Origin of the sequence: Paraburkholderia panacisoli (genome assembly GCF_008369935.1) — a bacterium.
GTDB lineage: Bacteria > Pseudomonadota > Gammaproteobacteria > Burkholderiales > Burkholderiaceae > Paraburkholderia > Paraburkholderia panacisoli.
On sequence record NZ_VTUZ01000051.1, the window covers coordinates 17454 to 42034 of the forward strand.

Here is a 24581-nt window from a genome sequence, read left to right on the forward strand (position 1 = left end):
GTTAGTCATGTTGCAAATTCTCGATAAAAATCTGATTCAGAACGGCCTCGTCACCGCGTTCGCGCTGGTGGGCCTCATCATGTGGGCGTCGTCGCTGATTTCGCGCAAGCTGACCTTCGGGCGCGTGCACGGCTCGGCAATCGCGATCGTGATCGGCCTCGCGCTCGCCTATGTCGGTGGCGCATTCACCGGCGGGCAAAAGGGTATCGCCGACCTGCCGCTCTTCACCGGCATCGGCCTGATGGGCGGCGCGATGCTGCGTGATTTTGCCATTGTCGCGACCGCGTTCGAGGTGCAGGCGACCGAGGCGCGCAAGGCGGGAATGATCGGCGTGGTGTCGCTGCTGCTCGGCACCGTGCTGCCGTTCATCGTCGGCGCGAGCATTGCTTACGCGTTCGGCTATACCGATGCCGTCAGCATGACGACCATCGGCGCGGGCGCGGTCACGTATATCGTGGGACCGGTGACGGGCGCAGCGATCGGCGCGAGCTCGGATGTGATCGCGCTCAGCATCGCGACGGGCCTCATCAAGGCGATCATCGTGATGATCGGCACGCCGCTCGCGGCCGGTTTCATGGGACTGAAGACGCCGCGCTCCGCGATGATCTTCGGCGGCCTGGCGGGCACGGTGAGCGGTGTGAGCGCGGGGCTCGCCGCGACCGATCGTCGGCTCGTGCCTTACGGGGCGCTGATCGCGACGTTCCATACGGGCGTCGGCTGCCTGCTCGGACCTTCGCTGTTGTTCTTTGCGACCAAGGCTTTGATGGGCGCTTGATGCGCCTGGGAGAACCCTCTTGTCTACCGCTCACGAACCGCTTCGCCCGCACGACCTCCTGTGGATCAGTGAGCTGGAGGACCTTCGTTCGACATCGGAAGTACCTGGATGGGCTTCGCGCGAGTGGCTTTTGCACGCGCCGGTGGTCGTGCGGCGCGAAGCGGTCAGCGAACAGGGCGTGGTGCCGGTCGGGCTTCGCGGTCGTGCACGCAGTGAGCGGTTCGCCGCTCACGTGGCGCGCGAGCGCATCCGTCTCAGCGTCACGCCCGAGGCGCTCGCCAAAGGCCGCTCCTGGCGGACGAAGGCCGCACTCGCGACCTTGCCCTGCGTGCGCGCACTGAGTCGCATCGCGCCAGAACTCGACCGGCTTCGGTTGACGTGGGGCATCACCGGCAGCGTCGGCTTTGCGCTTGCGAGCGGCGTGAGCACGCTGCGGCAGGACAGCGACCTCGACCTGCTGCTGCGCGCATCCAAGCCGCTGACGCGCGACGAAGCCCGCTCGCTTCTCGCGTTGCTGCAAGCGTCGCCCGCGCGCATCGACATGCAGGTCGACACAGGCCACGGCGGGTTCGCGCTCGCGGAGTGGGCCGGCAACGCGGATCGCGTTCTGCTGAAGACGGGGCGTGGGCCCTTGCTCGTATCGGATCCCTGGGTTGGGGACGCATCATGAGCGTACTGTTCACATTCCCCGGTCAAGGCTCGCAGCGCCCGGGCATGTTACACGCGCTCCCGTCTCACGCCGAAGTCGCTCGAACACTGCAAGAAGCCAGCGACACGTTGGGCTACGACGTCACATCGCTCGACGATACCGATTCGCTGCGCTCCACCGTCGCGGTGCAACTTTGCGTCTTGATCGCGGGCGTCGCTCAGGCGCGCGTGATGAGCGCCCGCGGCTACGAACCCGACATGGTGGCGGGGCTTTCGATCGGCGCGTATCCGGCCGCCGTGATCGCGGGCGCGCTTCAATACGCCGACGCCGTGAAGCTCGTCGAGCTGCGCGGCCAGTTGATGGAACGCGCCTACCCGAGCGGCTACGGCATGACTGCGATCATGGGCAAGACGCAGCGGGCGCTCGAACGACTGATCGCGCAAATGAACAGCGAGGCCACGCCCGTGTTCCTTGCGAACATTAACGCAGAAACGCAGATGGTCGTTGCAGGAAGCGATGCCGCCATGCACCGCCTTACGACGCTTGCGATCGAACACGGGGCGCAACGCTGCGAGCGTCTCGACGTGGCGGTTCCGTCGCATTGCGCTTTGCTCGACGCACCCGCGGTGGCGCTCGCCGATGCCTTTGGCCAGATCACCGTGCGCGCGCCTCGTATTGTGTATCTGAGCAGCAGCATCGCACGCCCGCTTTTTGACGGCCCGCGCATCGCGGCCGATCTTGCAGGCAACATGGCGCGGCAGGTGCGCTGGCATGACACCGTGAGGCTTGCGTGGGAACGAGGCGCACGCCTCGCCGTCGAGATGCCGCCGGCCAACGTGCTGACCCGGTTGAGCAGCGCGATTTTCACAGAGGGGATCGCGGTGAGTTGCAGCGACACGGCTCTGCCGGACCTTGGCGCGCTGATCGAGCGGGAACGGGGCGCGAGTGAGGGCTGAAACCTCAGCAAGCCCTTTTCGTGCAAAGACGGCAGACGGCCATCAGCGCCAACAGGTTCGGGTCGCGCTCGCGTGCGTGCAGAAAGCTGACACCGATTGACCGGCGCATCAGGTATTGCGGCTTGAGAGGAATGAATTGCACCTTGTCGCCGAACACGCCGCACACGGCCTGGTAATAGCGTATACCCGACTCCGCCGCTCACAAGGTTCATCCGCGAAAAAATATCGCCGACTTTCATGGTCACATTCGGCGTGAAGTTCGCGACGCGAAACGCCTCCATAAAGCCTCGATAGGTCACGAACCCCTCGCCGAGGGAAACGAAGGTCTCGTCGCGGCAGTCCCACAAATCGACCGCCGCCTTCAATGCACAAGCCATTTGTTACGTTTCGAATGGAGCAGGAGAACGTCGCCGTCCCGATCAACTACGAGATCCACGTCACCCCGTTTTCAATCGTGACGTTTTACTCGAGGGATTAGGTATTGGCGTCCTGCCGGCAACCTTTGTTGAACAAGACATAAAGGCCGGAAGGCTTGTCCGCCTGCTGGAAGGGTTTGAAATCGCGGATACGGCGGCCGAGGTCCGCCTCGCCTACAGCAGACGTGCCCTGCTACCCGCAAAAGTGAGGGCGTTTATCGACCACACTGCGGCCTTTCTTGAAGGCGGCGAAAAATAAAGCGAGCTACGGAAGCGACGTTGTCGTCGCGTACAGCTTTCGTCCGGAGTCCGGCGGACGTTGTGGCCACTTTAGCTCGGCGGACATTTGAATGCCCCTGAGCACGAAGACGAATGGAGTAAGCGCCTGCGCAGAAGGATTTTTTGCTGGACCGTCGGTTGGCTCGGATGGCGCCGGACGTCGGCCTGCGGCCCGACATCGCACAGCAGCTGTGGGAGTTCAGAATTGCTGCTACCCGGAGACCGCGCCAAAGCGGGGGCTGGAATCGGGTCTGCGAATATGACCGAAGGATGTGTCTATAGTGTCTCGATGGACACCAGCCCTTCCGAAGCGACTTCCGTTCTCCAGTTGCGAATCAGTCTACGCGGCGTCAGCCCGCCGGTCTGGCGGCGACTCCTGATTCCCGAGCAGATCACGATTGCGCGGCTGCATCAGGTGATGCAGCTCGCCATGGGTTGGAACGACGAACACCTGCACCGGTTTGTCATCCGAGGATGGCGTTACGGCGGACATCGCGACGGCGCGTTGCAATTCTTCGACGGCCCAGACAGCCTGTCCTTCGCGGCGTTTGGCCTGCACGTACATGAGCGCTTTGCCTACCTGTACGACTTCACCGCGTGGTGGTTACATGACGTGCGCGTCGAGCGGCGAACGTGCAACCAGCGGTCAAGGCCACTACCACGCTGTGTCGCGGGCTCCGGGCGTTGTCCGCCCGAAGACGCCGGAGGTCCCGAGAGATACATGACGGCCGTGGAAGAGCATGGCGAGTTCGAGTTTTTCGAGTGGCTCGAGACGCTGCGCGAAAACCCGATCGAGGTGAATACTCTGCGCGTTGAGGCCGATGAATGGCTCTTCTGGTTGGATCGGCGTTTCGACCGTCAAGCGGCGAATGAACGGCTGCACACGTTGGCGCTGTAAGCTGACTACCCAAGCGACGTGCCGGGCGGGAGACTGCCATGCAGATCAGCGTGCAGATTGTGGTTCAGACGGAAGTCGACGAGCAGGCGAGCGTCACGGAGATTGCCCATTTCGAACGGGAAAGTTTCGATGCGGGCTCACTCGGCCTGCATCTTGAGGAGGCGAAGGCGCTGCTGGGCCGGCTGCAGCGCTCGATGATTGACGCGCAGGCCGCTGAAGCGATTGCGAGGCTGAGCATGTGCCCGAACTGCGGCTCCCGTCTGACCGTCAAGGGCCACCATCGCCTGGTCTACCGCTCGGTGTTTGGCCGGCTATCGTTTGACAGCCCGCGGCTGTACCAATGCCGGTGTTCCGGAAGAGCGCGCCGATCCTTCAGCCCGCTGGCCAGTTGCCTGGGTGAGCGGACGAGTCCCGAACTGCAGTATCTCGAGGCCGAGTTTGCCGCGTTGATGTCGTATGGGCTCACCGTCCGGGTACTGGAGGAGGTGTTACCGCTGGAACATGTGCTGGCGGCTACCACGATCCGGAGGCGCGTCGCCACACTGGGCCATCGCCTTGAGAGCTCGAACGCAGCGATCGCCGTCGAGCAACGGCGATACGTCGATCTGCCTGCTGGCCGATGCGCTATTCCGCAGCACAGTTCAGTACGCGCCGTGGGAATCGACGGCGGATACATCCGCCTGGCCGGACACAGCAGTCGGCAAGACGGCTGGTTCGAAGTCATTGTCGGAAAATCACTACGCGACGACGGTCGCGGACACAGCTTCGCTTACGTTCACACACTCGAGCACGAGCCTGCCGGTCGGATGCTGGCGTTTCTTGCGCAGGAAGGCGTCGGCGCGGACCAGCCGGTAACTTTCCTGTCCGACGGCGGCGACACCGTTCGCCGTGCCCAGATCGACTTTGGCGATTGTGGCGAGAGGATACTCGACTGGTTTCACGTCGCCATGCGGGTGCAGAATCTCGAACAGATGATCAAGGGGTTACCGGACCGCGACGAACGGCCATGTGTCGACACGCTGATCGGTGGGCTGCGCAGTGCAAAGTGGCACCTCTGGCACGGCTGCCCCTATCCGGCACTGCAGCGGCTTGAAAGCCTGGGCTGGGAACTCGCCACGGATGGCAGTCCCGAGGAAACCAGGTTGCTGGCCAAACTGGAGGAGTTCATCGGTTACCTCGAGAACAACCAGCGTTTTATCGTGAACTACGGAGACCGCTACCGTCATGGCGAGCCAATCACCTCGAGCTTCGTCGAGTCGGCTGTCAACCAGGTGGTCAGCAAGCGTTTTGTGAAGCGGCAGCAGATGGCGTGGCGACCGGCTCATGCGCAAGGCCTTCTCCAGGTAAGGACGGCCGTCCTGAATGAGCAGTTGCGATCATGCTTCGAGCGATGGTATCCGACGCTCGCGAGCAACGAGCACGCTCACGATATCGCGGCATAGAGCCCCCGCTTTGGCGCGGTCTCCAAATGGTGGACCGGTTTTGTACCGTACCGGCTGGCATTCATCCACATAAAGTAATCACCACAATTAAGCGGTCGTGCTTTTTTATGCGGGTCGCGACGGCCGGCACAAGTTCAGTCAAAACGCCCGACTTGTCTATGCGAGGCGCCGCCTGCCTGGCGACTGGAAGCGAAGTCACGACTGGTCAGTTCAACCGGATGGCCCGCCCGCGCTCACATTTTTCGCTCGGCGACCGCGACGATACGATTTCGACCGCCGTCGAACACTTTGAGCATCCGACTCGCATCGGCGCGCGGTGACAGCCAGAAATGGACTTCAAGTGCCTCACGTGTGATTACACACTCCGCGAAGCCAATCGCTTGGGACAGCCGGAAAGCGATGCTGCTTCCATCGACCGACACGCTTGGGGCGGAATCCAGCACGTCCATGAAAACCTCGTAAACTCATTGGCGAACTTTTAACCCGCTGCCCTCTGACCTCCAAATTTACCAGATGAAGCTCGTAGGCAACGGCGAATTGACCGGGCCACGAACTCCGGCGAATTCTGCGAGCCCCCCAGCCTCGTGGACGGGGGCTTTGAAGTTTGTGGTAAATGAGCGGGTCGCTGACGGGTAATGGCAGTTAGTTCGGGTATGGAATGCCTTCCGATGGTGAGGTTTTTCGGGAGACAAAATTCAATGTGGCATCCGCCGTGCATGCACGGATGATCGATCATCAACAACCGCATTTCCATTTCGGCTGCTGCAGTGTCATCCCATGCTGCCGCTTGTACGCAGCGACAGATGGCGGCGCCGGATCGCAAGAAGTCACATAAGAAACCGTTGCGAGGGTAAGTAAGGATGGGATTCCGATCATCCAAAGCTCAACGTCGCGGCAACGCCGTAGGCAGCGCCAATTGGTTCCGCACGTAACACGTGCATTACCCGGCCCGCTGGTTCAGCCACAGTCGGCCTGCGGCCGTCATATTGATGACGCCGCTGGTGCGCGACTCGTACGCAAGCCCGCGAGTCAATAGTTCGTCGGTCATGGGGCGCGGAATCTCCGATTCGGAATCAGGAATTCGATCGAGCGATTTGAGAGCCTGGACAGCCTCGGCCGAGAGTTGGATGTACATGGTGGCCTCCTGAAGCTGAGATCATCATGGACCGGATGAAATTCTCCCGTCTGTACGGTGGCGACCACTTGGTCGCCCCTTCGTAACATCGCGTAGTCGGCCGTACCCACGCCGATTACGACGTTCCTGTTCAAATCGACCTCGGGGAACATTGTGAGTGCAATCGTGGAGGCGGTCCCGCTGAAGGCCATGTCGCTCATGCGCGACTCGAACTGGCACGCAGCGTCTCCCCCGTGACTATGTGCTCTCGATCCGGCGAACGACTGCGGCGGCGAACTCGCGCGTTGACGCAGTGCCTTTCAGATCAGGCGTACAGATATGGTCGGTGTTGAGTGTTTCAGTGATTGCAATTCGCAATCGTTGGGCGAGATCACCCTTACCAACATGCTCAAGCATCAAGCCTGATGCAAGTAATAAGGAGATGGGGTTTGCCACGTCTTTACCAGCGATGTCCGGCGCCGATCCATGCACGGCTTCAAAAATTGCCGTGTCAGTACCGTAGTTGGCGCCGGGCGCCATGCCCAGTCCGCCCACAAGGCCCGCTAACTGATCCGACAGAATGTCTCCAAACAGATTGGTGCACACAAGCATATCGAACTGCCACGGGTTCAGCACAAGCTGCATCGCGCAGGCGTCGACAATGATGTCATTCATTTCCACCCGACCTTCGTAATCCCGGGCAACGTCTCGAGCGGCTTCCAGGAACAATCCTGTGAGTGCCTTCAGGATGTTGGCCTTATGCACAACGGTGATCTTCTTTCGTCCGTGCTTCAAGGCATATTCGAAGGCAAATCTTGCGATTCGTGCGCACGCATCGCGGGTGTTTACCCCGGTCGCGACCGCAACCGCTTTTGGATCATCGCCGACGGGAATGTAGTATTCGTGTGCAACATAAAACCCGCCGAGGTTTTCGCGCACGAGCACGAGGTCGATCTTGTCGTAGCGGCCAGGGATGATGGTATGCACGGGCCTAACGTTGCCAAAAAGCTGGAACTCCTCGCGAAGTCGAACGTTGGACGAGCGGAACCCATCGCCGATCGGGGTCGTCAATGGACCTTTGAGGGCAAGCTTGTTCTTGCGAACGCTCTCGAGTGTCACATCTGGTAGAGGATCCCCACAGTGGGTGACCCCGGAGATTCCGGCATGCTGTACGTCCCAGATAAATGGGGATCCTAAAGCGTCAAGAACCTGGACCGTTGCAGCAACCACTTCCGGCCCGATTCCATCGCCAGGAATCAGCGTTGCGGGAATTTTGTGTCTCGGCGTGCTTTCCATATCAGTCTTCCAGATTAGACAGGGACAACCGTCCGTAGTTGACCGACTATCGCTGACGCCGCTGGGTGCGATGAGTTGGTCTCAGGCATGGACCAGACCAAAACTTCATTTCCGCCGCATGGCGCACTCAGGCGGATGTGTCGCCGCATCACGATTCCCAACGCGGGGACAGCTGATCTGGCCTCGCATTCGAAATACGGCGCCAGCGGCGATACAAGGAACAGGCCACATAGCGGGCGGATATACCGGTCGACCTGTCGTCACGGAAGGTTCGACGGCAACTCTCCGATCTGACGAAAAACACCTAGCCAGTCTTCCAGGTGCCATGTCTTGGCAATATGTCCCTCGCGGAATTCGTGAAACGAGTGAATCGCAAAATTGACAGGTTTCGATGTGGCTGCGATCCCCATGAGTGGGGCCGACTGCGTCCCCGTCACGATCGCACGCACGGCCACCTTGTCTCCGTGAACCAGGACATCCAGAATCCTGATGTCCATGTCAGGCAGTGAATACGACAGATCCGCGAACACCGGGATCATTGAGTCGGGACCCGACACCGGTCCAGGAGAAGGCGGGATGTACTGCCAGTCCGGCGTTACAACAGTCCGAAACAGGGATATATCTTTACGCGACATGGCACGGTAAAACACAGTTAAAGCCGCCCGCGCGACATCGTCCGTCACCTCATCCGCTCTGCTCATATAAACGTCTCCAGTGTCGAGGCCGGCGCATACGAACGCAAGAGCGACACCACATCGTATGTCATTGAGCAACCGATGACCAGCTGATACGTTCTCCGGTAAGGGGCCACTTCCCACTGCCAATGATTCCGGTGACCGGGGCAAGCTTATGTAGGTCGCACAAAGATACGCGCTTTATATCGCCTTCAGATCAGGCAACAGCCGGTCGAACTCCCGTTTCACCACGCTGTAGCATTCGCACACGCGCTTTTCGAGCCCCGGTCGATCCAGTACCTCGATGTGGCCATGACCGTAGCGAATCAGCCCCGCGTCCTGGAGTTTCAGCGCCGCCTCCGTCACGCCGGATCTGCGAACGCCAAGCATGTTGGCGATCAGTTCCTGTGTCATCTTCAACTCGTTTGACGGCAGGCGGTCCATGCTGAGCAGCAGCCAGCGGCACAATTGCTGGTCGATCGAATGATGCCGGTTGCAAACGGCGGTCTGGGCCATCTGGGTGATCAATGCCTGGGTATAGCGCAGCAATAACCGCTGCACCGGCCCAGCGCGATGGAATTCCTCTTTAAGGATGCGCGCATCCAGTCGATACGCCCGGCCTGCGCTTTGCACGACTGCACGGTTTGGCGTCGTTTCACCGCCCATGAAGAGTGCAATACCGATGATCCCTTCGTTGCCCACGATCGCAATCTCGGCGGACGCGCCGTCCTCCATCACGTAGAGCAGCGATATGATGGACGTTGTCGGAAAATAGACGTGATCGAGGCGGTCGCCAGACTCGTACACGACCTGCCCCAGTGGCATTTCGACCGGTACGAGATGCGGCGTCACACGCGACCGCTCTGCTTCCGGCAGAACCGAAAGCAGGTGATTTTCTCCGGAATGATGCCCATTTTCCATACCTCGCTCTCCCCGCCATCCTGTCCAGAAACTGCACTGTTTTCGCAGAATTGTTCTTAACAATATCAGGGATCGACGGCAGTTGCATGAAAGCGCAGGGCGAATGTGCGAGGATACCGATCTTCGCTAAACCCGGATTAAATTATAGTTCGCGTGCGCGACGGTGGCACGTTGCGGCGCGCTGCAACGACCACCGGCCATGGCTCAACGGGTCTGCGCTGACAGGTCTGTCACTGTGCGGGAGGTATCGTCGAGTGGCTGGCACGCTCAGCAGGAGACTGAAATGTGTGGGCGCATTGGCCGCCGTCACACTGGCTCCCGAGCCATGCGCCGTTCCAGCACGATCGGCAGCCGTAGCGTGAATTCGCTGCCCGTACCGGGGCCAGCACTGGTCGCCGACACCGTTCCGCCATGCGATTCGGCGACCGCTTTCACCACGGCAAGACCCACCCCCAGACCCCCGGCACTCGCCGCAATCGTTCTGCTGGACTGAGCGAAGAGATCGAAGATATGTGGCAGGAGCGCGCCCGATATGCCCAGGCCATTGTCCTTGACGGACACCACAAGGTCTTTCCCGTCTGCGAGCACGTTCACGGCGATCCAACCATTTTCCGGCGTGTATTTCACCGCGTTATGCAGGAGGTTGTTGACGGCCTGTGCGAGACGCACAGGATCGCCTTCAATGCGTAGTGCCCTGTCGGCAATCTGCACGGTGAGTGTCTGGCCGCGTTGGGCTGCCGCCAGTGCGGCTGCGGTGAGAGGGGCGGCCAGAACCGCAACGACTTCGATGGGGGCCTTGCTCACACGGAGCGCGCCATGGTCGATCCGCGTTGCATCCATCAAGTCCTCAGCAAGCCGGGTAATCTGTGTGATCTGCCTGTCGAGCATGTCGATCGACCGTAACACCTCCGGGCGATCCGCCGACGCCCTGCGAATGAGATGGATGGCGAGTTGCATCGGCATTAACGGTCCACGAAGCTCGTGCGCCACCATCTCAAGAATTTCGTCCTTGCGTCGCAGCGCGTCGAACCGAGGGGCGGCCGACGGAGAATGACTGGAAAAACCGATGGAGGCTCGTTGCTGCGGGCGTTCCATCATTTCATCGTTCACATCTGCGTGGTGCGCGTCGGGCGTGCCAACGGACCACCGGAAAGATACTGGATGAAATGACATGTTGAGCCTCATTTTTTGACGCGCGGATCGCGAACAGCGAGCGATCCACGCTGCGGCATCCGACGCCCTGCCACAGCAACGGCTTGCTGTGTTGCGCACTTTGCCGACTATTCGCGAATACCTGCCTCGCGAGAGCAACCCGAAAATCGCTGGTACGCGCAGGGTGGACTACCACGTTCTCACACCTCACGGAGCACGTATGTACGGTAGCGGTCAACGACGTCACCCCTGTAGAGCGCAACAAATCTGTCACGTTCGCGACGGTATGTGTCAACCCGGGTCGATGCCACGGCCCTTGCCATCAGGAGAGTCCCCGCGATCATCCATGCAGATAGTGCGTTCGAACATAGAGAGGTCTGTACGTTGTCGTACCGCATTCTCCAGCGCGTGCGCGTAGCGTGTGTTCTATCGTCCACCAGCAGGGAGAAAATCATGCTTAGGCGAACCTTCATCTGGAGCACACCTGGGTCGTTTCTGGTACTCGGTGCAGCGCTCTCAGGCTGCACCACAACCTCTTCTTCCGAAGCGAGCCGTGGCCAGCAGATAGAGAAGCGCCGCGCCATCGATGCGGGCGTCGACTCGACGCTCGCACGCCTCTATACCATCGCGAGCGGCTCGCGTGAACTGGTCGGCAAGGCGCGCGGCGTGCTGGTGTTCCCCTCGGTGTTCGACGCGGGCTTCGTCGTCGGCGGTCAGTATGGGGAAGGCTCCTTGCGCGTCGGCGGACATACGGTCGGCTACTACAGCACGGCGACCGGTTCGATCGGTTGGCAGATCGGCGCACAATCGCGCGCGATCGTATTCCTGTTCATGACTGAAGAGTCGCTTAACCGCTTCCGTAGCACAGACGGATGGTCAGCGGGCGGCGATGCGTCCGTGGCAGTGCTCAAAATCGGCGCAAACGGCAATCTCGACACGAGCACCGCTACCGGTCAGGTCAACGCTTTCGTCCTGACCAACAATGGCTTGATGGCGGGCGCGTCGCTCCAAGGCACCAAAGTCACGCGGCTCGCGTCGCTTTGAAACCCGGACCCGGGCGCGGCGTGACGCGCGCCCCTTCTCACACGACGGAGAACCCATGTTGCGAAGCATAAGTGACCTGCACGGCAGCACCGTGCACGCGTTGGACGGTGACATCGGCTCGGTCAACCAGGCCTATTTCGACGACGAGTCCTGGGGGGTGCGTTATCTGGTGGTCGAGACTGGCAATTGGCTCAACGACCGGCAAGTGCTGGTTTCGCCGTATTCGGTGAAGCACGCCGACCCGGGATCGAACGTCATGCACGTGAACCTTTCCCGGCAGCAAGTGCGGGACAGCCCGATTCTCGACGCCCACAAGCCGGTATCGCGGCAGCACGAGATCGAGTATCTGCGCTACTACAGCTATCCGACGTATTGGGGCGGCCCGAACCTGTGGGGTATGGGCGCCTACCCGGCCTACGATCCGACAGGCGTGCCGCCGGACGCGCTGCTCGATGAACCGTCGCGACCAGTCTTGCACACGCACAAACCGCAAGCGGACGTTCATCTGCGCAGTACCGACGAGGTCAAGGGATACCACCTCAAAACAGCCGATGGCGACATCGGCCACGTCTCGGACTTCATTTACGACGACACCGACTGGGCGATTCGCTACCTGGTCGTGGAGACGCACAACTGGTGGCCTGGTGGCAAAGCCGTGCTGATCGCGATTCACTGGATCGACGTTGTCGACTGGCTCGATTCGACCGTATCGACGGCATTGACGCGCGACGTCATCAAGAATAGCCCCGCTTACGACGACTCGATGCCGGTCGACCGGAACTACGAAGTCGTGCTGCACCGGTTTTACGACAGGCACGGCTATTGGTCCGATGCCGATGCCGGCGAGCGGGTTGCCTTGGAGTGACGGGCCGCACAGCACACGGTTCCCGCCTGATCCGGGCAGTCCCGGATCGATCGAAAGCGGGAGCCTTCAAAGGCATTAAAAGGCAGGAGCAGATCATGAGGCAGAACATTCAGAAGTTGTATCAAGCGCGTATCCATACATTCACACCCGAGTGCCTGGAACTGCAGGACGGCACATTCGACTTTCATCTTCGGCATGCGGTGGAAGACTGTCTTCCTTCGGCCGACAAATACTATGAGGTCGGCATTTTCGCAACGAGCAAGGAAGGCTATGAAGCAGCACTTGCGCTGGGCGACAAATACATTGCCGCACATAAGTTCGGGATGTAGCGGCGCTGAAGGTTCTCGACGAACCACGAGCTTTATCCAGCAGCGACGACGACGAGTATGGCTGTCGTCTAACCAGACGGACAGCGTCATGACAGACCGAATCATCTCAAGCAGCACACACGACGCTCACATGAGCGTCAAGGATCATGTCGCCGATGGTTGGGTGGCGAGCGTGTGCGTGGTTCCGAAGGGCGTGTCAAAGAGCCACGAAGTTATCAAACTCGACACTTTCTTCGAACGTGAAGACGTCGCGTGGGAATCGGTCGAGACGCTTGCGCGTGCCGAGCTCAACAACCTGAAATAGCACCGAAGCGCAGTTTCAAATCACACCGCCCCCAGCGAAATCGTCTGCGCGCCTCTCACCCCTTCAAGGACGACTCACATGACTCCCTATGAAGTCGTAATCGCGGTCTTCGATGACCACCGTCAAGCCGATGCCGCCGTGCGCAAACTGATCGAAGGCGGCTTCGATATGAAAAACTTCAGTGTGGTCGGCAAGGGCTATCACACCGAGGAGAAGATCGTCGGTCTCTACACGGTCGGCGATCGCATGAAAATGTGGGGCAAATACGGCGCGTTCTGGGGCGGCTTGTGGGGCCTGCTGATGGGCGGCGTGTTTCTGACGATTCCGGTGCTTGGTCCGATCGTGGTGCTGGGTCATCTAGCCGCTGTCATCGTGTCGGCGGTCGAAGGGGCGGTCGTGGTCGGCAGCCTCAGCGCTTTGGGCGCAACGCTCGTCAAAGTGGGGCTGCCGAAGGAAAGCGTGATCCATTACGAGGCCGCCATCCAGGCCGATGGATTCATCGTGATGGCCCACGGCACGCCGGATGAAATGGCGCGCGCAAAAGCCTTTCTCGCAACCCACCAGCCGGCGCGGCTCGACTCGCACGAAGGCGTCACGCCCACCAAGGCCGCTACGCCCGAAACCCTCTGACGGGTCGATCCGGCCGCGCCAGCCACAAGGAGCGCCCCGCTCATGGACACGCTAACTCGCGATCCGGTCAAACAGCCGACTCGTCCAAAACTGCTGCAGGTAATGGGCCCCGGCCTCATCACCGGTGCATCGGACGACGATCCCAGCGGCATCGCAACGTATTCCCAGGTCGGCGCGCAATTCGGCTACGGCCTTGCGTGGACGCTCCTGTTCACTACCCGCTGATGGTCGCTATCCAGGAGATCAGCGCGCGCATCGGGCGCGTGACCGGCAGCGGCATCGCGGGCAATCTGCGAGAGCACTATCCGCGCTGGTTATCGACCAACGTAGTCGGGTTGCTGCTCGTCGCGAACATCATCAACCTGGGGGCGGACCTCGGCGCAATGGGCGCAGCGCTGAAGCTGCTGATCGGAGGCCCCGCGCTACTTTACGTGTGCGGTTTCGGGCTACTGTCGGTGCTATTGGAAGTGTTCACCCGCTATGCACGCTACGTGTCGATTCTGAAATGGCTGTGCCTGTCACTGCTCAGCTACGTGATCTGCCCGTTTTTCGTTGGGGTGCCGTGGGATCAGGTCGGCCGGGCCGTCCTATCGCCGGCGCTTTCCCTCAAACCAGACTACCTCGTCGCAATCGTCGCTGTCATGGATACGACGATCAGCCCCTGTCTGTTCTTCTGGCAAGCGGGGCAGGAAGTCGAAGACGAAAAGGAACGGCCCGGCGCGCATCCGTTGACCCACGCGCCGTGGGAAGCGCCCGCGGAGTTCGCGCGGATCCGCATCGACACCTACCTCGGCATGGCGCTCTCGAATGTAATTGCGTTCTTCATCGTTGTGACGACGGCGACGACCTTGCATGCGCACGGGCTCACCGATATCCAGACTTCAGCTCAGGCCGCGGAAGCGTTGCGCGCCATCGCAGGTCCGTTCACGTTCTTTGTGTTCGCCGCCGGCATTATCGGCACCGGCTTGTTGACCCTGCCTGTGCTGGCCGGCTCCGGTGCCTATGCGGTCGGCGAATTGTTCGTGTGGCGAGTGGGCCTCGCGCGCCTGCCCTCGCAGGCGAAGGCGTTCTACGGCGTAATTGCCGCCGCAACGGCAATCGGCGTCGGCCTCAACTTCACGTCGATCGATCCCGTCAAGGCGCTTTATTGGAGCGCAGTGCTCAACGGCGTCGTTGCGGTGCCCGTGATGATCGTCATGATGCATCTCTCGATGCGTACGCACATCATGTCTGGTTTCACGCTTCCACCAACACTACGCACCTTCGGCTGGATTGCAACCGGCGTGATGGCGGCAACTGTCGTGGCGATGGGCGTCACCTGGTTTGCGTGAGGGATTCGCTCTATCGCTGCGGATATTGCGCTCGCAAGGCTTCGATCTCATCAAGCAGATCGAGTGCGAGCGCGATGCCCGCAGCGTTGATCTCGAGATCCTGCGCGAGACGGCGAGCCCTGCGGGCGCGCCGCAATGAGACGCCGTCGAAGTGTGGGCCATCATTCTCGCTGACGCATTTCGGCTCAATCGCGCCTTGCTCGATCCATTCAAAGATCTGAATTTCAGAGGCGCCGGACACCCGGCACAACTCGATTAGCGTTAACTCCACCTGCTCCTCGACGATCAGGCATTTGAGCCACGCCGTGCGCGATTCGTTCATGATAGATCACCTGAAAATTGCGCGCGTGGATTGAAGTCGCATGCCTGTCGCAGTGCCTCGTAAGCGGCGCGTGCCTGCTCGCTGCCGGCCGATGGCAGAACGATGTTCAACCGCGCAAAGAGGTCGCCCGCTGTACCGGCCGGATCGCTCGCTGGGATGCCCTTGCCTTTCAGGCGCAAACGTTGGCCTCCGCCAGAACCTTTGGGTATGGCGATTTCGACGGTGCCGTCGGGCGTCGGCACGGTAATGCGCGCGCCTAATGCCGCCTCCCAGGGCGCGACCGGCACGTCGATCGTCACATCGCGTCCGTCGACGCGGAAAAGTTCCTGCGGGCGCAACGCGATTTCCAGGTACAGATCGCCAGCCCGCCCCTCTCCGAAACCCGCGCCGCCCTGGCCGGCAAGCCGCAAATGCTGTCCACCGTACACGCCCTTCGGAATGGAGACATCGAGCGTCCGTGACTTCAGCACGACACGGCCGCTTGCATCGAGTACCGGCGTCTCCAGGGAGATCGTGCGCTGTGCCCCGCGATAGGTATCCCTCAGATCGATGGCCACTTTGGCGTGATGGTCCTGGCCTGGAGTCGAGTTCGGGACACCGCTAAAAGCGTCCTCCATCTCTTGCGCCGTCGCATTGTGCCGGCCGGCGCCAGCAGCGTGCCGCGCACGTCCTGTCGAAGCGCGGCCACCACCTGCATGTTCTCCGCGAAAAAGCGCCTCGAAGAACTCGCTGAAGCGTGCATCCTCGGCGCCGCGATCGTCCGCGCCGCTGAATTCGAAACCTTCATCCCACTGGGGCGGCGGCTCGAACTCTTGACCATTACGCCACTGGTCGCCCATCCGGTCGTAGGCCGCACGCTTTTCCGTATCCTTGAGCACGCCGTACGCCTCGCCGACTTCCTTGAAGCGCGACTCCGCGTCGTCGAGCTTGCTCAGGTCCGGGTGGTATTTGCGAGCGAGCTTGCGATACGTACGCTTGATATCGTCCTGCGTCGCGCTGCGCGGCAATCCCAGCACCTCGTAATAGTCTTTGTATTTCATGTCGAAGGCCTATGAGAGAGGCCGCGCGCGCACCTATTTCAGCGGTATCGCGGCGGTGAGTTGCCGTTCATGAATAATTCGTCGCGCACCAGATCGAATACCGCACGGCGATCGGACGATGCCTCCGGAATCCGCTACTTCTGCAGCGAAGAACCGGAGATGGTCGCGGCGCATTCGTCGGCGACGGCATCGGGCGTGGCCGGCGGGGATTTGAGAAAGGTCATGGCGTGAGATTCCTGACTTGAAATGAGCGTGGCGGCTTCGTCAGTGAACTCCTGAGCGAATGGATTGGTGTTGTTGGAAAGACGGAAGAGCTTCCATAACCACGTTGCGCGCAGGACCGATCGAAGTCGGTACGGTGCCGTACCGCACCGCGGTATCCCACGCGATCTGTTCATTGCATTACATCGCTATTGAGCGCAAGGTGGTGCTACTCACTGTGCTGTTTCCGATCGGCCGTTACGCGGTCGATATCCGACGCGAGCCCAGCGAATCAAACCATTCGTCAAGGAGCCCGTCATCATGACCATCCCCACCGCGACATACAACGGACATGAGTTACGTGCCTATGCTCACCAGCAATTCCCGCTTTTCGGCGATCCGTACGCCAAGGGCGCGCGGCGCTTTTCTTCGGTGGTGCGGATCGACACGATTCCCTTCAGCGAGGCGGACGCACGACGCTATTCGACGGTCTTCGACGCCGTGAGCCCCGCCACTTTCAACGACGCGATCGACCTTGCGATGCAGTTCGGCAAGGACATCGTCGACGGCAAGGTTCAGGCTGCGGCGCTCTGAGCGCAGGCAATCCAGTGCCGCGACGGCGGTGGCCGTCGGAACAAGTTCCTGGAGACCGACATGTATAAACGCATTCTGGTAGCGATCGACGGCAGCGAGACGGCCGAACATGCGTTCGACAGCGCGCTGCAACTCGCACGCGATAGTGACGCGCAGTTGCAGCCGCTCTATGTCGTCGCCAACCCTCTGTTGGCATACGACGCTTACGGCTACGATCCAAAGATCCTGCGCGACGCCTGCGTTGAAGAAGGCCAGCGCCTGATGGCGGATGCACTGGCGAGGATGAGACACGAGAACGTGGCCGGCGTGCCACGGATCGTCGACGTCGCGCCGATTGGCGAAGACATCCCGGAACGGATCCGCACGTCGGCCAACGAATTCAATGCAGACCTGCTTGTGCTTGGTACGCATGGGCGACGGGGTTTCAAGCGTCTGTTCCTGGGCAGCGTCGCCGAACGCGTCGTGCGCAGCGCGAGCCTTCCGGTGTTGCTGGTGCCGAGCCAGCACGCGCAATCCGCGGTCACGGAAGCCACCAGACGGCGACACGCCGACATCGCCGCTCTGATGTACGAAATGCCCCGCAAGTAGCAAAGTCCACGCATCGTGGCGAACCGGTACGGTGGCGGACTGGTCCCGCGCCAGTGGCGCGCGGAAGCTTGCAAACGACACTCGTACTGATCCGGCGACCGACTTCAACGCGTCTTTCCCGTGAACACGCAGTGACCCGTCCAGCCACTGCCGTCTAACCTGGCCAACAGGTCCACGAAGTCTCGCCTTTTGAGGATCGAGTCCGTTCTGCACGAGGGCTCGCGGACGGCATCGTTCAACAAAACTATCAGAGCGCAACGGCGTGTCGGCTGAACACTCGCGGTTCCCCAACCGGCAGGACGACCCGGCCGTGCACCTCATTGATCACATCGGCCGCGGACAAGTAGAACGCGAGAGCTGCCGTAACAAGTCCCAAGTAGCCGCCCGCCATGCGCAAGATGACCGAACCGGTCCACTCGCCACCGGCAAGCAAACCGAAAGTGATCCACAACGCCAGAAAGATCGCCTGCAAGGCGCGCGGCGAGCGAAACGTGGCTAGCCACATATAGAACGTGAACGTCCCCCAGAGGAACAGATACCAGCCGACGAACGCGGCTGGCACTTTGTCGTGCAGAAACAGCACGAAGAGTGCGAACGACCACCAGAAAGCCCCATAGCTCAGAAAGGCCGTCGCGCCGAACGTATTGCCGCGCGGCAACTCCATGATGCCGGCAATGGCCTGCGCAGTCCCGCCGCTAGCTAGCGCGCAGGCGAGCACGAGGCCCATCGACTCGCCCGAAAACCAGCCAGCGTTGATCATGCTCAGCAGCCACGTTGTCAATGCAAAGCCAGCGAGACCCAGTGGCGCAGGGTTCGCAAGTGTAGTTCGGTTCGGTGCGCTGGCCATGGCCTGCTCCTGAAGATGAAAAGCGATCCGGGGACCTCGGCGAGCTTCGCGAAAGATCACCCGAGCTGATCGAGAATTGCCGGATTTTCCAGCGTCGAGACGTCCTGTGTGATCTCTTCGCCGGCCGCCAGCGAACGCAGCAAGCGGCGCATGATCTTGCCGGAACGGGTTTTCGGCAAATTCTCGCCGAAGCGGATTTCCTTGGGCTTCGCAATCGGCCCGATCTCTTTGCCCACCCATGCGCGCAGTTCGTTCGCGATTGCAATCGCGTCGTCGCCTGTTGGCCGTTCGCCCTTCAGCACCACGAACGCGACGACGACCTCGCCGGTCGTATCGTCAGCGCGACCGACGACAGCGGCCTCCGCAACCAGCGGATTGGCGACGAGTGCCGACTCGATCTCCATCGTGCCGAGCCGGTGGCCCGATACGTTCAGCACATCGTCGATACGTCCGGTAATCGTGAAGTAACCGGTGTCCTCGTCACGCACCGCACCGTCACCCGCGAGATAGAGCTTGCCGCCGAGTTCCTCAGGGAAGTAACTCTTGGTGTAACGGTCCGGATCGCCCCATACGTTGCGCAGCATTGATGGCCACGGACGTTTGATGACGAGAATGCCACCCTGCCCGTTCGGCACATCATGGCCGGTCTCATCGACCACCGCGGCCATGATGCCCGGCAGCGGCAGCGTGCACGAACCCGGCACGAGCGGCGTGGCACCCGGCATCGGCGCGATCATATGGCCGCCCGTTTCGGTTTGCCACCAGGTGTCGATGACAGGGCAATGGCTGTGGCCGACGTGCTCGTAAAACCACGTCCACGCAGCCGGGTTGATCGGTTCGCCGACCGTGCCAAGCAGACGCAGCGTCGTCAGGTCGAAACGGTCCGGATGCACCTTCGGATCGGATTCGGCCAGCTTGATCAGCGAGCGGATCGCGGTTGGCGCGGTGTAGAACACCGTCACGCGGTGTTTCGCGATCATCTGCCAGAAGCGGCCGGCGTTCGGATAGGTCGGCACGCCTTCGAACACCACCTGAGTCGCGCCGATCGCCATCGGACCATACGCGATATAGCTATGACCGGTAATCCAGCCGATGTCCGCGGTACACCAGAACACATCGCTGCGCTTGGCATCGAAAGTCCATTTCATGGTTTGCGCGGCCCACATCAGGAAGCCGCCCGTGCTGTGCTGCACGCCCTTCGGCACCCCGGTCGACCCGGATGTATAGAGGATAAAGAGCGGATGTTCCGCGCTGACCCATTCTGGCTCGCAAGTGCCCGCCTCGGCTTGCGTGAGTTCGTGCATCCACAGGTCGCGTCCCTTTTGCCACGCGACCTTGCCGCCCGTACGCCGATAGACAATCACGCTCTTCACTGCTTCGCATCCGCCCATTGCAAGGGCTTCGTCCGCAATGTTCTTCAGCGGCAACGCCTTGCCACCGCGCATCTGTTCATCACAGGTGACCAGCGCAACGGCGCCCACATTGACGATCCGCTCATTGAGCGACTTCGACGAGAAACCGCCGAATACGACTGAATGGGTCGCGCCGATGCGAGCGCAGGCCTGCATCGCCACAATGCCTTCGATCGACATTGGCATATAGATCACCACGCGATCGCCATTTTTAACGCCGCAAGTTCGTAAAGCGTTAGCAAAGCGGCTCACGCGTTCGAGCAACGCACGATAGGTCACCTGCGTGACGGCACCGTCGTCGGCCTCGAAGATCACGGCGACATGATCGCCGTTACCTGCTTCAACATGGCGGTCGAGGCAGTTATACGATGCATTCAGCGTACCGTCTCTGAACCATTCATAGAACGGTGCACGCGATTCGTCGAGAACCGAAGAAAACGGCGTTTTCCATTGCAGTGTTTCGCGCGCGAGACGAGCCCAAAATCCTGGGTAATCGCGCTCTGCCTCGGCGACTAGCGCGCGATAGGCATCCATGCCGGAGATAGCGGCGTAAGCCGCCACGCTGGCGTGCGGGAGGAATGCCTGCGGCTCCTCCAGAATTGAATCGGTAGTTGACATTTCGTGTCCCTCGCACGCTTTCACGCGTGCTCTATGGATGTGCTTCGGCTAATCGTTGCAGTGCTTCGGCGCAACGTGCGACCGTGCGCGCGATTTGACCGCACATAGGATTGCCGGGTAACTTCAATATTGTTGCGCAGCGCGATGACCGCGAGCCCGGCTGCGCCGGGCATGGCTAAGCAATCCACGAGATCGGATGAATCTCGAGGCGGCCGCTCCGGGCACATTTCGGGGATGGGGGACAAGTCGGTCAGAAACGCCCGCTCACGCGAAACTGTTTCGGTCGCTGCGATTGGCAAACACAGCAGGCTTACGACGACGGTGCGCGTGTGGCGGCGGGAAGTCGGTACGGTGGCGTACCGGCCCGTAAGATTATTGGCTGCTCAGCGTCTCAGGAAAGCAATCACCAAAGGAGTGTGAGTATCAGTCGGTCTTTGTCGCACGCCCCCTCATTCCACAACGTGGTCCTCCCGGTCGATCTCGCCGTCGGCGTGTCCCCAGATCTCCTCGTCACGCCCTCGGAATTAACGTTCAGTTAGTGCCCACATTGAAGGATATGTTCGATGTCTGGTTTTCGTGTCGAAGACCTCCTCAAAACCTCCGTCGCTGGCGCTTGCCTCGTTGCTAAAATCGCCGCCAGGCCACTATCGACGGAATTCCTGGCCCGCTTGAGAAAACGCAAACTCCAGCAGCGTCCTCCGTCGCAGTGAGCGCCTCATGCGCGCCGTGTGTGCTGCCTTTTTCCCGGTACACCCCGTGGGGCCCGAACGGCCGGAGATCGAGTCAGAATACGGCCCCTCGCCAGAGCGATTCCCTCCATAAATGAGTGGCTTCGACCTTTCCTCGATATGGCGTTGCAATGAAACAAGAAAGTCATTGCGTATTCGTACGCGAAGCGTCTAATGAAACATGCGTACGAACTCACTCAGTTGTCGGTTGTACACCCAGCACCCCTGGCGTGGCGTTGCACAGCGAGCGTCTGTCGGCGCTCCACTCCAAGGAGCAGATCATGCAATATCCGCTGTATGTCCATCGGAATGGCGATGCGGGCTTTCGCGCCAGCTTCCCCGATTTCCCCACCGCCGACGCGAGTGGCGATTCGTTTAGCGAACTGACGCGCAATGCCCAGACGACCGTGGAAGATATGTATGACCGCAGCGAGCAACTTATCCCCGCCCCTACCTGCGATACAACGGAATTGCAGGCGCTCCAAATGGACGATGGCAACGGGATCTGGGTATTTGTCGACATCGATCTGGCGCGTGTTACCTCGAAATCCGTGGGCATTCAGGTCCATCTGCTTGAGAGCCTGCTTCAGCTAGTCGATGCAAGGTCAAAAGAGCGCCGCATGACGCGCTCTGCATTCGTCACACTGGCGCTTATTGATGAACTGAAGAAGCAGGAAGGCTAACCATCGTCTTGCCGTTCAGTTCAGGAACATGACGCGCAGGCGCGGGGCGCTTCCTGGAAGCGCCGGGATGCGAACGTACGATTCCTCGACTACGTCGTTGCCTGCCGTCAGTCGGGAACAACCAGTAAGGATGATATGACGCACTCAATGTGGGGCATCGCGGTCGGGCTGGCGCTCATGCTCGGCGCGGCGCTGCGTCGGTATAGGCGCAACGCTCTGCGAAAGCGGGACATCCGTTGGCTCGATGAACACCATATATTAGACGGGCTACGCAAGCAGTTGGAACTGCAGCCCCGCAAATGACGCACACCAGGTGGCGCGTCCAGGAAGAAAGGCTGTTACGTTAAGGAGTTGGCAAAATGACACTGAATTACGCAGGCAGATCGCATGACGAAGCCGTGGCGGCGCGCCACAGGCAGAAACAGAAGGCACAGGAACAGGCCGGCGGCGAGATGGCGATAGAAGGGACAGAGGGCGATGCAACACATAGTTGCGGCGAACTCTCCGAACGGGGCAAGCAGGTCTGGAGAAGTGGAAGCGGGATCAACGGTGGCGGAAGAGAATGATGCGGCCTTTTCAATCTGCAGCAACGCGGATGGACTAATACATTCACACCCGGCGGCGAACCCTCGCCGAGCCTCCGAATCGGGCAAGCGCCTGGACCTGAATGTCGGCTCAGTGCGCAAGTTCTGAAAAAAGATTCAATCGCGGTGACTGCGGCGGTCCGATGCAACACCAGCTGCATCAATGCGGAGCCAATGCGAGATGGACCGTGCTGAAGAACGCAATGTCGTAGATTTTCCTGCGGAAGGCAATCCGATAGAACGCGTCGAGCATGGTTTTGTGAAGCTGCTCGACGATGCCGTTTGGCTGCGGCGAACGTGCTTTGGTACGCTTGTGATCGATGTTCTCGACGGCCAGGTACAGTTCGTATTCGTGGTGCTCGGGGATTGCCGCAATACTCGGTGCCCCGATCGGTCAGCACGCGTGAGAGCGGTATTCCGTAGCTGTCGAACGGAACGACGAGGTCATTGAGCAGATCAGACCGAACGGTGTCTTGCGGTCATAGAGTTTGGCGAAGGGCATCTTCGAGTACGTGCCGACGAAGGTCTGCTGGTAGACGCGGCCCACGCCCTTGAGGGTGCCGACATAAAAAGTGTCCTGGGCACCGCAGTAGCCAGGACACTCCGATTCGAACTCGCCTCGTCCTTTGAGCAGCAGCTCGTGCGCTGCCAGCAAGTATGTGGCGACCGGGCATCCACGTCTGCACGCTACCGTACAGGGTTAGGAGCGAGTTGAACTTTTCACGCACTGCGCAGAACGGGCTGTATCTGGCAGTCGCGCTGGAAGCGACCTGTCGAAGTATTGACAGGCCGAACTCAATGCAGTGGCGAGACGGTTTAAATGAGCGTCCGAGGAAAACCCCGAACTATGAAACGCCTGCCGAGCAATTTCAGCAAACTATTGCAGCCAGCGGTTGAATCCGCCAGGCATAAGCGGCCGCTTCGGCCGAACGTTGCCTCGCTAATCTCCGCACAGTCGTCGCCAACCGCGATTTGAACTCCTGGAATGTCATGGCTGTCTTCCAGTAGATGCACAACCCTCGGCAGGAAAGGCGCCTAGATCTCGTCAGGGACTTCGTCGCCGAACTTGTCTGCAACGTAGGCACGCATGGCGGCGATCAGCGGAGTGTTTCCGTAGAAGCAAAAGCCGGCCGGTGTGGATGCTGCGTAACCGCCATGGTGTAGTGCGCCAGCATTAGTGTTGACCCGGGGCAGACAGTAGTCTTCGCGTTCGATGATCGGCCCGCCCTGAGCCCAGTCCGTCGACGGCGAAAAGGCGGCGTCAACCTCGACGGACTTCTCGTGTTTGTTGTCACAATCAACATACGCTACCCGGCAGAGGCCATCCTCCACCTTTGGGTTTGATAGGCCTTCCGCTTTAGCAACCCAGTAATCGAGTTGCGCACCTTCCAGATCGTTTGTCTTCACAGGCTCTCTCCATCGGGCACTTCCTGGCCGAACTTGCTGTCAACATACCAACGCATAGCCGCTGCCAGATTATCATCTCCGAGCCACCAATCACTCCCCGACCGTGCCTGGGCGGCGATCTCCGCCGGTCGTCCGACCTGAGCAATCGACTGTTCTTCGAATACCGGATCCACGATAGAACTGATCTCGATTTGCTCGTGCGTAATGATCGGTTGCGTCTGCTCTGGGCCGGTGGATGGAGCGAAAACCTCCCGCTCGACGGATCGCCCAACATGCACACTGGCCACCCCTCGGCGTCTTCGCCGTATAGATCAGCATCCCGCATTCCCCCGGCGCGTGCAACTCCATAATCGAGCAGCGCATCCTTCAGTTCGCCGACATCCACAGCCACCCTTCCGATCAATGCCGATGAGCATCCGCTTATGCGTCGTTTTCCACAAGCCGAGACACGAGGGAGGCCTTCTCCCATCTTCGATACAGCA

27 protein-coding genes and 3 pseudogenes are annotated in these 24581 nt (G+C 60.5%); 16 read left to right on the forward strand and 14 right to left on the reverse strand.

Annotated features, from left to right (window positions below):
* Positions 1-7: 7 nt before the first annotated feature.
* The 3 genes from madM to mdcH are packed head-to-tail and all read left to right on the forward strand — an operon-like array spanning position 8 to position 2380.
* Positions 8-775: a malonate transporter subunit MadM gene (gene madM / locus FVF58_RS42515; protein ID WP_149675623.1), complete on the forward strand. Its 768-nt coding sequence runs from the start codon at positions 8-10 to the stop codon at positions 773-775.
* 19 nt (positions 776-794) lie between these two features.
* Entirely contained in the window at positions 795-1445 is a 651-nt protein-coding gene (locus FVF58_RS42520) for a malonate decarboxylase holo-ACP synthase (protein WP_149675624.1), read from the forward strand.
* Entirely contained in the window at positions 1442-2380 is a 939-nt protein-coding gene (gene mdcH, locus FVF58_RS42525; RefSeq protein WP_149675625.1) for a malonate decarboxylase subunit epsilon, read from the forward strand. Before FVF58_RS42520 ends, mdcH begins: the two co-directional genes overlap by 4 nt.
* Before the next feature lie 4 nt (positions 2381-2384).
* Here the strand turns inward: mdcH and FVF58_RS42530 are convergent.
* Positions 2385-2736, reverse strand: a pseudogene (locus FVF58_RS42530) (LysR substrate-binding domain-containing protein); the annotation flags it as partial.
* Positions 2737-2896: 160 nt separating this feature from the next.
* Here FVF58_RS42530 and FVF58_RS53575 point away from each other — a divergent pair.
* The 3 genes from FVF58_RS53575 (at position 2897) to FVF58_RS42545 (ending at position 5415) form a co-directional block, all read left to right on the forward strand.
* Complete coding sequence (locus FVF58_RS53575) at positions 2897-3055, forward strand: hypothetical protein (protein WP_246217462.1); 159 nt, start codon at positions 2897-2899, stop codon at positions 3053-3055.
* 309 nt (positions 3056-3364) lie between these two features.
* Positions 3365-3973 (forward strand): plasmid pRiA4b ORF-3 family protein, encoded by a 609-nt coding sequence (locus tag FVF58_RS42540; RefSeq protein WP_149675626.1) that lies wholly within the window; start codon positions 3365-3367, stop codon positions 3971-3973.
* Between the two features lie 38 nt (positions 3974-4011).
* Entirely contained in the window at positions 4012-5415 is a 1404-nt protein-coding gene (locus FVF58_RS42545; RefSeq protein ID WP_149675627.1) for an ISKra4 family transposase, read from the forward strand.
* A 233-nt stretch (positions 5416-5648) separates the two neighbouring features.
* Here FVF58_RS42545 and FVF58_RS42550 read toward each other — a convergent pair whose 3' ends face one another.
* The 6 genes from FVF58_RS42550 to FVF58_RS42575 all read right to left on the reverse strand — a co-directional run bounded on the left by FVF58_RS42550 (position 5649) and on the right by FVF58_RS42575 (position 10593).
* On the reverse strand, positions 5649-5864 hold the full coding sequence (locus FVF58_RS42550; RefSeq protein ID WP_149675628.1) for a DUF1488 family protein: 216 nt from the start codon (positions 5862-5864) through the stop codon (positions 5649-5651).
* Positions 5865-6355: 491 nt separating this feature from the next.
* Positions 6356-6550 carry a hypothetical protein gene (locus tag FVF58_RS42555; RefSeq protein ID WP_149675629.1) on the reverse strand — a complete coding sequence of 65 codons (195 nt, stop codon included), beginning with the start codon at positions 6548-6550 and terminating at the stop codon, positions 6356-6358.
* A gap of 237 nt (positions 6551-6787) precedes the next feature.
* Entirely contained in the window at positions 6788-7825 is a 1038-nt protein-coding gene (locus tag FVF58_RS42560; RefSeq protein WP_149675630.1) for an isocitrate/isopropylmalate dehydrogenase family protein, read from the reverse strand.
* Between the two features lie 260 nt (positions 7826-8085).
* Positions 8086-8526: an ester cyclase gene (locus tag FVF58_RS42565; protein ID WP_149675631.1), complete on the reverse strand. Its 441-nt coding sequence runs from the start codon at positions 8524-8526 to the stop codon at positions 8086-8088.
* A 174-nt stretch (positions 8527-8700) separates the two neighbouring features.
* Complete coding sequence (locus tag FVF58_RS42570; RefSeq protein ID WP_149675632.1) at positions 8701-9420, reverse strand: Crp/Fnr family transcriptional regulator; 720 nt, start codon at positions 9418-9420, stop codon at positions 8701-8703.
* A 306-nt stretch (positions 9421-9726) separates the two neighbouring features.
* Positions 9727-10593 (reverse strand): sensor histidine kinase, encoded by an 867-nt coding sequence (locus FVF58_RS42575; RefSeq protein ID WP_188131121.1) that lies wholly within the window; start codon positions 10591-10593, stop codon positions 9727-9729.
* Between the two features lie 432 nt (positions 10594-11025).
* Here FVF58_RS42575 and FVF58_RS42580 point away from each other — a divergent pair, with 432 nt between their 5' ends.
* The 6 genes and pseudogenes from FVF58_RS42580 to FVF58_RS42605 all read left to right on the forward strand — a co-directional run bounded on the left by FVF58_RS42580 (position 11026) and on the right by FVF58_RS42605 (position 15075).
* On the forward strand, positions 11026-11616 hold the full coding sequence (locus tag FVF58_RS42580; protein WP_149675634.1) for a BPSL1445 family SYLF domain-containing lipoprotein: 591 nt from the start codon (positions 11026-11028) through the stop codon (positions 11614-11616).
* Between the two features lie 55 nt (positions 11617-11671).
* Positions 11672-12481 carry a PRC-barrel domain-containing protein gene (locus FVF58_RS42585; RefSeq protein WP_149675635.1) on the forward strand — a complete coding sequence of 270 codons (810 nt, stop codon included), beginning with the start codon at positions 11672-11674 and terminating at the stop codon, positions 12479-12481.
* A gap of 95 nt (positions 12482-12576) precedes the next feature.
* The gene (locus tag FVF58_RS42590) at positions 12577-12810 is read left to right on the forward strand and encodes a hypothetical protein (protein ID WP_149675636.1); all 234 of its coding nucleotides are present in this window, start codon (positions 12577-12579) and stop codon (positions 12808-12810) included.
* A gap of 88 nt (positions 12811-12898) precedes the next feature.
* On the forward strand, positions 12899-13114 hold the full coding sequence (locus FVF58_RS42595) for a hypothetical protein (protein WP_149675637.1): 216 nt from the start codon (positions 12899-12901) through the stop codon (positions 13112-13114).
* Between the two features lie 78 nt (positions 13115-13192).
* On the forward strand, positions 13193-13744 hold the full coding sequence (locus FVF58_RS42600) for a general stress protein (protein ID WP_149675638.1): 552 nt from the start codon (positions 13193-13195) through the stop codon (positions 13742-13744).
* A gap of 42 nt (positions 13745-13786) precedes the next feature.
* Positions 13787-15075, forward strand: a pseudogene (locus tag FVF58_RS42605) (NRAMP family divalent metal transporter).
* 10 nt (positions 15076-15085) lie between these two features.
* Here FVF58_RS42605 and FVF58_RS42610 read toward each other — a convergent pair.
* Both FVF58_RS42610 and FVF58_RS42615 read right to left on the reverse strand, forming a co-directional pair.
* Positions 15086-15397 carry a chaperone modulator CbpM gene (locus FVF58_RS42610; RefSeq protein WP_149675639.1) on the reverse strand — a complete coding sequence of 104 codons (312 nt, stop codon included), beginning with the start codon at positions 15395-15397 and terminating at the stop codon, positions 15086-15088.
* Positions 15394-16437 carry a DnaJ C-terminal domain-containing protein gene (locus tag FVF58_RS42615; RefSeq protein WP_149675640.1) on the reverse strand — a complete coding sequence of 348 codons (1044 nt, stop codon included), beginning with the start codon at positions 16435-16437 and terminating at the stop codon, positions 15394-15396. The genes FVF58_RS42610 and FVF58_RS42615 overlap by 4 nt, the downstream gene beginning before the upstream one ends.
* A 522-nt stretch (positions 16438-16959) precedes the next feature.
* On the opposite strand from FVF58_RS42615, the gene FVF58_RS42625 reads away from it, so the two are divergent.
* A complete protein-coding gene (locus FVF58_RS42625; protein WP_149675641.1) occupies positions 16960-17232 on the forward strand; it encodes a hypothetical protein in 273 nt (90 codons plus the stop codon).
* 60 nt (positions 17233-17292) lie between these two features.
* On the forward strand, positions 17293-17820 hold the full coding sequence (locus FVF58_RS42630; protein ID WP_149675642.1) for a universal stress protein: 528 nt from the start codon (positions 17293-17295) through the stop codon (positions 17818-17820).
* 247 nt (positions 17821-18067) lie between these two features.
* Here the strand turns inward: FVF58_RS42630 and FVF58_RS42635 are convergent, their stop codons facing one another.
* Together FVF58_RS42635 and acs are read right to left on the reverse strand one after the other, a co-directional pair.
* Positions 18068-18667 (reverse strand): acetate uptake transporter, encoded by a 600-nt coding sequence (locus tag FVF58_RS42635; protein ID WP_149675643.1) that lies wholly within the window; start codon positions 18665-18667, stop codon positions 18068-18070.
* A gap of 56 nt (positions 18668-18723) precedes the next feature.
* The gene (acs, locus tag FVF58_RS42640; RefSeq protein WP_149675644.1) at positions 18724-20697 is read right to left on the reverse strand and encodes an acetate--CoA ligase; all 1974 of its coding nucleotides are present in this window, start codon (positions 20695-20697) and stop codon (positions 18724-18726) included.
* Between the two features lie 1009 nt (positions 20698-21706).
* On the opposite strand from acs, the gene FVF58_RS42645 reads away from it, so the two are divergent.
* Entirely contained in the window at positions 21707-22108 is a 402-nt protein-coding gene (locus tag FVF58_RS42645) for a type II toxin-antitoxin system HicB family antitoxin (RefSeq protein ID WP_149675645.1), read from the forward strand.
* A 359-nt stretch (positions 22109-22467) separates the two neighbouring features.
* Complete coding sequence (locus tag FVF58_RS42650; protein ID WP_149675646.1) at positions 22468-22674, forward strand: hypothetical protein; 207 nt, start codon at positions 22468-22470, stop codon at positions 22672-22674.
* A gap of 226 nt (positions 22675-22900) precedes the next feature.
* Here FVF58_RS42650 and FVF58_RS42655 read toward each other — a convergent pair.
* The 3 genes and pseudogenes from FVF58_RS42655 to FVF58_RS42670 all read right to left on the reverse strand — a co-directional run.
* Positions 22901-23311 (reverse strand): annotated as a pseudogene (locus FVF58_RS42655) (transposase family protein); the annotation flags it as partial.
* Between the two features lie 416 nt (positions 23312-23727).
* On the reverse strand, positions 23728-24099 hold the full coding sequence (locus FVF58_RS42665; protein ID WP_149675647.1) for a phage protein NinX family protein: 372 nt from the start codon (positions 24097-24099) through the stop codon (positions 23728-23730).
* Complete coding sequence (locus tag FVF58_RS42670) at positions 24096-24386, reverse strand: DUF2591 family protein (RefSeq protein ID WP_188131122.1); 291 nt, start codon at positions 24384-24386, stop codon at positions 24096-24098. The genes FVF58_RS42665 and FVF58_RS42670 overlap by 4 nt, the downstream gene beginning before the upstream one ends.
* Positions 24387-24581 lie beyond the last annotated feature (195 nt).

Bases quoted from the DNA above. Each gene is read 5' to 3' on its own strand.
- FVF58_RS42600 (WP_149675638.1), top strand. From the start codon at position 13,193: ATGACTCCCTATGAAGTCGTAATCGCGGTCTTCGATGACCACCGTCAA.
- FVF58_RS42570 (WP_149675632.1), bottom strand. From the start codon at position 9,420: ATGGAAAATGGGCATCATTCCGGAGAAAATCACCTGCTTTCGGTTCTG.
- acs (WP_149675644.1), bottom strand. From the start codon at position 20,697: ATGTCAACTACCGATTCAATTCTGGAGGAGCCGCAGGCATTCCTCCCG.
- FVF58_RS42565 (WP_149675631.1), bottom strand. From the start codon at position 8,526: ATGAGCAGAGCGGATGAGGTGACGGACGATGTCGCGCGGGCGGCTTTA.
- FVF58_RS42545 (WP_149675627.1), top strand. From the start codon at position 4,012: ATGCAGATCAGCGTGCAGATTGTGGTTCAGACGGAAGTCGACGAGCAG.
- FVF58_RS42595 (WP_149675637.1), top strand. From the start codon at position 12,899: ATGACAGACCGAATCATCTCAAGCAGCACACACGACGCTCACATGAGC.
- FVF58_RS42585 (WP_149675635.1), top strand. From the start codon at position 11,672: ATGTTGCGAAGCATAAGTGACCTGCACGGCAGCACCGTGCACGCGTTG.
- FVF58_RS42580 (WP_149675634.1), top strand. From the start codon at position 11,026: ATGCTTAGGCGAACCTTCATCTGGAGCACACCTGGGTCGTTTCTGGTA.
- FVF58_RS42590 (WP_149675636.1), top strand. From the start codon at position 12,577: ATGAGGCAGAACATTCAGAAGTTGTATCAAGCGCGTATCCATACATTC.
- FVF58_RS42575 (WP_188131121.1), bottom strand. From the start codon at position 10,593: ATGTCATTTCATCCAGTATCTTTCCGGTGGTCCGTTGGCACGCCCGAC.
- FVF58_RS42610 (WP_149675639.1), bottom strand. From the start codon at position 15,397: ATGAACGAATCGCGCACGGCGTGGCTCAAATGCCTGATCGTCGAGGAG.
- madM (WP_149675623.1), top strand. From the start codon at position 8: ATGTTGCAAATTCTCGATAAAAATCTGATTCAGAACGGCCTCGTCACC.
- FVF58_RS42540 (WP_149675626.1), top strand. From the start codon at position 3,365: ATGGACACCAGCCCTTCCGAAGCGACTTCCGTTCTCCAGTTGCGAATC.
- FVF58_RS42550 (WP_149675628.1), bottom strand. From the start codon at position 5,864: ATGGACGTGCTGGATTCCGCCCCAAGCGTGTCGGTCGATGGAAGCAGC.
- FVF58_RS42630 (WP_149675642.1), top strand. From the start codon at position 17,293: ATGTATAAACGCATTCTGGTAGCGATCGACGGCAGCGAGACGGCCGAA.
- FVF58_RS42555 (WP_149675629.1), bottom strand. From the start codon at position 6,550: ATGTACATCCAACTCTCGGCCGAGGCTGTCCAGGCTCTCAAATCGCTC.
- FVF58_RS42635 (WP_149675643.1), bottom strand. From the start codon at position 18,667: ATGGCCAGCGCACCGAACCGAACTACACTTGCGAACCCTGCGCCACTG.
- FVF58_RS42625 (WP_149675641.1), top strand. From the start codon at position 16,960: ATGACCATCCCCACCGCGACATACAACGGACATGAGTTACGTGCCTAT.
- FVF58_RS42645 (WP_149675645.1), top strand. From the start codon at position 21,707: ATGCAATATCCGCTGTATGTCCATCGGAATGGCGATGCGGGCTTTCGC.
- FVF58_RS42615 (WP_149675640.1), bottom strand. From the start codon at position 16,437: ATGAAATACAAAGACTATTACGAGGTGCTGGGATTGCCGCGCAGCGCG.
- mdcH (WP_149675625.1), top strand. From the start codon at position 1,442: ATGAGCGTACTGTTCACATTCCCCGGTCAAGGCTCGCAGCGCCCGGGC.
- FVF58_RS42650 (WP_149675646.1), top strand. From the start codon at position 22,468: ATGACACTGAATTACGCAGGCAGATCGCATGACGAAGCCGTGGCGGCG.
- FVF58_RS42560 (WP_149675630.1), bottom strand. From the start codon at position 7,825: ATGGAAAGCACGCCGAGACACAAAATTCCCGCAACGCTGATTCCTGGC.